The 7,135-nt window shown below is 68.3% G+C and carries 7 protein-coding genes; 3 read left to right on the forward strand and 4 right to left on the reverse strand.

The genetic code is table 11. The annotated features are described in order from the left end of the window. Both VFF46_RS39120 and VFF46_RS39125 read right to left on the reverse strand, forming a co-directional pair. The coding region (locus tag VFF46_RS39120; protein ID WP_325042334.1) for a DUF222 domain-containing protein at positions 1 to 1,158 on the reverse strand (1,158 nt) is incomplete at its 3' end. Between the two features lie 345 nt (positions 1,159 to 1,503). Further along, positions 1,504 to 2,067: a CGNR zinc finger domain-containing protein gene (locus VFF46_RS39125; RefSeq protein ID WP_325042335.1), complete on the reverse strand. Its 564-nt coding sequence runs from the start codon at positions 2,065 to 2,067 to the stop codon at positions 1,504 to 1,506. Between the two features lie 85 nt (positions 2,068 to 2,152). Here VFF46_RS39125 and VFF46_RS39130 point away from each other — a divergent pair, with 85 nt between their 5' ends. After that, positions 2,153 to 3,313: an epoxide hydrolase family protein gene (locus VFF46_RS39130; protein ID WP_325042336.1), complete on the forward strand. Its 1,161-nt coding sequence runs from the start codon at positions 2,153 to 2,155 to the stop codon at positions 3,311 to 3,313. 2 nt (positions 3,314 to 3,315) lie between these two features. Here the strand turns inward: VFF46_RS39130 and VFF46_RS39135 are convergent, their stop codons facing one another. Continuing rightward, positions 3,316 to 3,966 (reverse strand): hypothetical protein, encoded by a 651-nt coding sequence (locus VFF46_RS39135; protein ID WP_325042337.1) that lies wholly within the window; start codon positions 3,964 to 3,966, stop codon positions 3,316 to 3,318. Next, positions 3,963 to 5,174: an MFS transporter gene (locus tag VFF46_RS39140; RefSeq protein WP_325042338.1), complete on the reverse strand. Its 1,212-nt coding sequence runs from the start codon at positions 5,172 to 5,174 to the stop codon at positions 3,963 to 3,965. Before VFF46_RS39140 ends, VFF46_RS39135 begins: the two co-directional genes overlap by 4 nt. Before the next feature lie 112 nt (positions 5,175 to 5,286). Here VFF46_RS39140 and VFF46_RS39145 point away from each other — a divergent pair, with 112 nt between their 5' ends. Beyond that, positions 5,287 to 6,609, forward strand: a complete 1,323-nt coding sequence (locus VFF46_RS39145) for a sensor histidine kinase (RefSeq protein ID WP_325042339.1) — start codon at positions 5,287 to 5,289, stop codon at positions 6,607 to 6,609. Continuing rightward, the coding region (locus tag VFF46_RS39150) for a response regulator transcription factor (protein ID WP_325042340.1) at positions 6,606 to 7,135 on the forward strand (530 nt) is incomplete at its 3' end. The genes VFF46_RS39145 and VFF46_RS39150, both read left to right, overlap by 4 nt.

Genomic DNA, 7,135 nt, shown 5'->3' on the forward strand with positions numbered 1-7,135 from the left:
TACGACCGCCCTTGCGGTGCAGTTCGACGATCTGATCCTTGAACTCCTGCGAAAACGGCACCATCGAGACACCTTTCCGTGGCCCTCAAACCACTGTGACGGGTGTCCGTGAAATCCGGGTAGGCCCACGTCGCACATGACCGGTGGGGCGGAACAGACCACACAACCCTTGTCGCGGGCGTTCAGGGCGTGGCGGATGTGTTTGGTGACCAGGCGTTCGCGGCGCCCGACGTCCAGCGGCTCGGAGTTCGAACCCAGCACCAGCGGGATCACGTTCGCGTCGCAGGCCAGACGGCGGATGGTCGCCGCCGACAGGTCGTCGCCGTAAACCGTCTGACCGGTCGCGTTCGCGGTCGCGGACCGGAGGTCGTCCAGGTCGATCGTCACCGTGATGTTCGCCTTCGCGCCGTGGCCGGGGGTGTCGGTGTCCCACGCGTTCGCGGCGACCGTCAGCGCGGTGGTGAGGGCGTCGGCCTGGCGTTTGTCGCGGGGGCGGGGATCGTGTTCGCCGTCGAGGGTTTTGTGGGGGCAGGCGCCGGCGTGGATGACCGCGCGGAGCAGTTCGGCGTTCTCGTTGGCCAGGTAGCCCCTGAACTTCACCCCGTTCTCGGCCGCGCTCAACGTCAGCGACTCACGCTCGTACGCCTTCTGTTCTTCGGGTTCGGGGCCGTCGGAGTCGAGCAGGTTGCACAGTTGTTTGGCGGCGGAGCGGAGTTCCTTGGGAGACAGGTGGGCGGCGAGGCCGACCAGTTGCTCCTCGGCGACGTCGAGGTCTTCTACCGGGACTCGGGTGCGGATGCGTTCGAGTTCGGTGATGATCGCGGCGGCGTGCGCGGGCTGCATCGGGAGTACAGCAGGGCCGGTGTCGGTGTGGATGCCGTTGGTGAGGGCGGCGGCGACAGTCGTGTACTTCGGTAACGCGCGGGCGAGGCGGACGTCGCGCCAGGCCTCCGACCGGTCCCGGCGGTGCCGCAGCGCGAGCAGCTCGACGGTGTCGCGGGCGCCGAGGTCTTGGGCGTGGCCGGTTTCTTCGATGCGGGTGATGAGTTGGAGGCGGAGGACTTGGAGGCGGATGATCTCGGCGTCCAGCGCGTCGAGGGCGGGCATCAGCTCGTGGTTGCCTAGCGCAACCACTGAGCGTCCGTCGAGTACATCCATGCCGATAACTCTAGCTGCCGCCTCCGACAGTTTTCAAAGCGGATCTCCTTGTTTTCAAGGGGATTGAGTTATCCACAGGGCTGACGGGGGGTTCGCTGGGTGGACGGCCCAGTTATCCACCGCCGCCTGGTTCGGGGGTTGACAGCAGTCGGATCCGTCTTCGGCCAGCGAGCTGCCCCGGAGCGGTCGCGGTGGTGACGGAGGGCTTTGGGGTGGGCGGTCTCGGCGTTGACTGGGTCGAGGGTAGGCCGCAGCTTATGGTTGCCTAGCGCAACCAGTCGGAGTATGCATGGCAGCAGATCAGTCACTGCCTCTGACAGTTTTCAAAGCGGATCCCCTTGTTTTTCAGGGGATTGGCTTGCGGTGGGTGGCGTTGAAGCGGGCTTTCTTCTGGCGGTTGCCGCAGGTGTTCATGTCGCACCATTTGCGGGTGCGGCTTTGGCTGGTGTCGAAGAAGGCGGCCTGGCAGGTGGGGGAGGCGCAGAGGGCGAGTTTGCCGTCGCGTTCGCCCGCGAGGATCGTGATCGCGTCGGCGGCGATGACACTGAGGGCGTCTTCGACGGAACCCTTGGTGAGTTGCCATCGGCGGTGGCCGTCGGTGGTCAGGATGGGCGCGGCATGTCCTTGCGTGCTGTGGTGGTTGATGACCTGGATAGCGGGTGCCGGGGGAGATTCTTGGAGGGCGGTCGCTGTTGCGGCGGCGTGGATGGCTTCTCTGAGGTCTCGCGCTCGGTCCAGTTGGGCCGGGGTGCAGGAGGTCACGGCGAGGCCGCTCACCGCGAGCCAGTCGATGAGCCTCTGCGGCGTGGGGATGCGTTCTACGGCGTCGCCGCGGCGTTCCGTCAGGGTGGCCGTGAAGCTGGTCGCCAGCACGGTGCCGAGGCGGAAGTCGGGGTATTCGGCGCGCATGGAACCACCTTAGCCGGTTGCCCCCACGGAAGCAGGCATGTTAGAACCGTCTTAGCCGGTTCCTAAATACGCACAGGAGGTCTCAATGTCCCGCGACGTACAAGCATTCGCAGCGCACGCATCCGACGCGGACCTCGATGACCTGCGTGCCCGGTTGGCCGCGGCGCGGTTGCCGGAGGTCGAGACGGTCTATCGGCCCGCGCCGGATCCGAGGCGGTGGGATCAGGGCGTACCGCTCGCCGATCTGATCGACGTCGTGGAGTACTGGCGGACGGAGTACGACTGGCGGGCGTTCGAGGAGCGCCTCGACGGTATCGGTCAGTTCCGGACGACCATTGACGGTTTGGGGATCCACTTCCTGCACCGACGGTCCGCGCGTACGGACGCCACTCCGTTGGTGATGACGCACGGCTGGCCGGGCAGCGTCGCCGAGTTCGTCGATGTGGTGGACGAGCTGGCGGATCCGACGGACCCGGACGTTCCGGCGTTTCACGTGGTGGCGCCGTCGCTGCCGGGGTTCGGGTACAGCGACAAGCCGGCAAGCACGGGCTGGGGGACCGAGAGGATCGCGGCCGCCTGGGTGGAGCTGATGGGCAGGCTCGGGTACGGCGAGTTCGCTGCCCATGGTGGTGACTGGGGAGGAAACATCACCACGGTTCTCGGCGGGAGGTTTCCGGAGCACGTACGAGGGATCCACACCACGTTCGCGGAGGGGCCGCCCGGGCTGACGACCGACGGGCTGACGGCGGACGAGCGCAGGTGGACCGAGGAGACGTACGACTTCTGGCACCACCGCGCGGCGTACGCGAAGCAGCAGGCGACGCGGCCGCAGACCATCGGCTATTCGCTCGTGGACTCACCCGTGGGGTTGCTGGCCTGGCTGCTGGACAAGTTCGCTGACTGGTCGGACACCGAGGACAGCCCGTTCGAGACCATCTCCAGGGATCGCATTCTCGATGACGTGACGCTGTACTGGCTCACACGGAGTGGTGCGTCGGCGGCGCGGATCTACTACGAGAGCCACAACTCGCTGGATCCCGAACTGAGGGTCGACGTGCCGGCGGCGATCAGTGTGTACCCGGGGGACGTCGAGAAGTATCCGCGGCCCTGGGCGCAGGAGCGGTTCCGGCAGATCGTGCGGTGGGGCTCGCCGGAGCGCGGCGGCCATTTCCCGTCACTGGAGGTTCCGGAGTACTTCGTCCGCGATCTGCAGGAGGGCCTTGCCGCGGTGCTGGCCGCGAGCTGAGCTCAGGAATTCAGGGATTCTTTCCAGGTGGCGAGTTTTTCGGGGAAGGCCTGGGCCCACTGCGGGTCGGGGATGGCTTGAGTGAAGCGGGCGAGGGCCTGCGGGACGAGCGAGGCCGCGTCGGGCGCCGCTTCGAGGGCTACGGCCACGCGAATCGTGAAGGTCGAGAGGCGGGTCAGGCGGTCGTGGTCGGGCGCGGACTCGAGGTCCTTCAGCTGGCCCCGGAGTTGTTTGAGGGTTCGTACGGCGGTGCGGTGTTCGCCGCGACCGGGAGCGGTGTCGAGCTCGTCGGACGGGATACCCAGGAGTCCGGCTGCTTCAGCGGAAGGGGCGACTGCCGCGGGTTTGCCGAACAGGCGCGGTTTGCCGAGGCTGTCGGTGATCTCGATGAGGAGCGTGTCGAGGGACGCGACGACGGCGGGTACGGCGCGGTCCGCGGTCTTGCGGCGGTTGGTGTCGAGGGCGGTGACGCGGGTGTGTTCGGCTTCGATCGCCGCACGCACGGATTCGGGGAACGCGTCGAGGCCGGTCAGCTGTTCCTGGCGAGGGGCGGACGGGCTGAGGGCGCTCGCGTCCAGCGGTTTGGCGCCGGAGCGGGCCGCGGTGATTTCTTCCTCGAGCTTCTTCTTCGGTCCCGGAACGATTGAGCTCACGTGTCCAGCCTACGCAGGTTCCAGACCGACGGGACGACCAGCGTGACGACGGTGATCAGCACGAACAGTGCGGCGCCGTACAGTTCGACAACTTTCGCGCTGATGGCGACGGCGACGTACCCGACGGTCAGCTGGCCCACCGGGCCGGCGATGAACGAGCCGAGCATGTCGTACGACGAGACGCGGGAGAGCTTGTCGATCGGTACGTGCTGGCCGAGGGCGGTCTCCCAGTTGATCCCGAAGATGTCGAAGCCGACGCCGAGGATGAACGCCGCGATCGCCATCGCCCAGAGCTGCGGCAGCAGTGCCAGGCAGAGCATCACCGGGACGGTCAGCAGCATGCCGAGCATCCCGACCCGGAGCGGCCGCCGCGGCTTGAGCCGGAGCATGATGATGCCGCTGGCAACGAGTCCGGCGCCGAAGCAGGCGCTCACCACACCCCAGCCGGCCCGGCCGAAGGTGCGGTCGGCGATCACCGGGCCGAGGACCTGGTAGCAGGCCGTGTAGATCAGGTTCAGCAAGGCGAACGCGAGCACGATCACCCACACCCACTGCCTCGACACGAACTCGTGCCAGCCCTCGCGCAGATCGGTCAGCACCGAACTGGCGGCCCGTTCGATCCGCGGGATCGTCAACCGGGACAGCAGGAGTGCGCCGACCAGGAACGTCACGCCGTCGACCGCGAGCCCGATCCCGGGCCCGGTCAGTCCGACGATCACGCCGGCCACCGCGCCGCCGCCGATCATCGCGGCCGAGCGGGCGAACCCGGCGATCGCGTTCGCCTGCGGGAGTTCGGCGCGGTCCACGATCGACGGCAGGATCCCGGTCATCGCCGGCATCACGAACGCGGACGCGATCCCGTTCACCGCCTCGATCGACGCGAGCTGCCAGATCGTCGCGTGCCCGCTGAGTACCAGGGCCGCGGCCAGGCCCTGCGTGAGGCCGCTGATCGTGTTCGCGGTGACCAGGACCAGGTGCCGCGGCAACCGGTCCGCGATCACGCCGCCGAGCAGCAGGAACACGATGTTCGGGATGCTGCGCGCCGCGAGTACGGTCCCGACCGCGCTCGCGGAGTGCGAGATGTCGAGTACGGCGAACACGAGCGCCACCGGGGCGATCGACGACCCGAGGATCGAGATGAACCGCGCGGACACGAACACCCGCACGTCGCGATGCCGCAGTACGGCCAGATCCTCCCGGAACCCCACCCCGCCCCCTCTCGAGCGCCGTGAGCTTACCGGACCGCAGAGCCTCTCATCCTCGGATTAACCCATCAGCAGAAAAGGAGGGGTACGGTCGGTGATTGTGAGGAGGCAGCGGGTGGTGGGAGGAGTGCTGGCGGCCCGGGGGAGCGTCGCGCTCGCGGTTGTTGTCGTGTGCCTGGCTGCCGTCGCACTCGGCGAGGGGAGGCTCGGGTACCAGAGCCCCGCGGCGCACCTGGTACTGGAGACCGTCAACGCGTGCGTAGCCCTCCTGCTGGCGTTCCTGGTGTACGGGCGCTTCCGGCGTACCACCACGTGGCAGGACCTGCTGCTGCTTCAAGGACTGGTCATTCTCGGTACGGCGAACGCGCTGCTGAGCGTCACACTCGTCAAGGGCCAGGTCGGTGCGTTCGGTAGCTGGCTCCCGCCCAGCCTGCGCATCGTAGGGACGTTGCTGATCGCTGCATCGGCGCTCGTGCCGGCTAGACAAGCCCGTCGTCGTGGCTGGCGGCACTGGGCGCTGGCACCAGCCGTCGCGGGCATGCTGGTGTTCAGCGCGCTCCTGTACTGGCGTAAGGACTCGCTGCCCGCTGCTGTCACCGCTAACCAGTTCCTGGTCCCACAGCTCTTAACGCTCGCGTTCTTCGCTGTAGCCGCCGTGGCGTTCTCACTGCAGGCCCGTAGGCGTGACGACGTGCTCTTGCGTTGGTTGGGACCTGCTTGCGCAGTAGGCGCGTTCGCACGCTTGAACTACCTGCTGTTCCCACCGAACCGCCCTGACTGGCTGTACTCCGGTGACGTACTGAGAACCGTTTCCTACCTCCTCCTGCTCGTCGCAGCCGGCCGCGAGATCAGCCGGCACTGGGCACTGCAGGCGGAGATCGCTGTCGTCGAGGACCGTCGACGGCTCGCCCGCGAGATGCACGACGGCGTACTGCAGGAGCTCGGCTACATCCGGTCCGAGATTGGGAGCTTCGACGGCCCGCGGAGCGACCGGATCCTGGCCGCCAGCGACCGGGCGCTGGACGAGGCGCGGCAGATGCTCGAAGCGCTCGGCCGTCCGGACGACGAGCCGCTCGGGGTCGTGCTGCGACAGGCGGTCGAGCAGCTGGCACTGCGGTACGACGTGACGCTCGACCTGGAGGTGGACGAGTCGATCGTCGTGGACCGGCCGCAACGGCACGCGCTGGTGCGGATCGCGCGGGAGGCGGTGCTGAACGCCGTACGGCACGCCAAGGCGGACCGGATCAGCGTCCAGCTGAGCCAGGACGAGGACGGGAGCCGGCTGCGGATCGCCGACGACGGGCCTGGGTTCGACCCGGAGCAGCGGCAGACCGGCTTCGGGCTGATCAGCATGCGCGAGCGCGCGGAGGCGCTGCCCGGTACCTTCGTACTGACGACGCGGCCGGGCGAGGGAACAACGGTGGTGGTCAGGTGGTGACTGGGGAAGCACGCCGGGTGGTGATCGCGGACGACCACCCGCAGCTCCGGGCGCACATCCGGCAGGCCCTGGAGGCGGGCGATTTCGAGGTCTGCGCCGAGGCCGCGACCGGTCCGCAGGCGGTCCGGCTGACCGAGGAGCACCAGCCGGACGTCGTACTGCTCGACATCCACATGCCCGGCGGCGGGATCCGCGCCGCGGCGGAGATCTCCCGGCTGCTGCCGGACGTCGCGATCGTGATGCTGACCGTGTCCCGCGACGACAACGACCTGTTCGACTCGCTGCGCGCCGGGGCGTCCGGGTATCTGCTCAAGGACACCGATCCCGGGCGGTTGCCGGAGGCGCTGCGCGGGGTGCTCTCGGGTGAGGCGGCGATCCCGCGGTCGCTGGTCGCGCGGATCCTGGACGAGTTCCGGGAGCCGGGCCGTCGGCGCCCGGCCCGGCGGTCGAAGGCGGCCCTGCTCACGTCTCGCGAGTGGGAGGTGATGGGGCTGCTGGCCGATGGTCTGAGCACCGACGAGGTCGC

It is taken from the genome of Kribbella sp., from assembly GCF_035655035.1.
In the GTDB taxonomy this organism is placed as follows: Bacteria; Actinomycetota; Actinomycetes; order Propionibacteriales; family Kribbellaceae; genus Kribbella.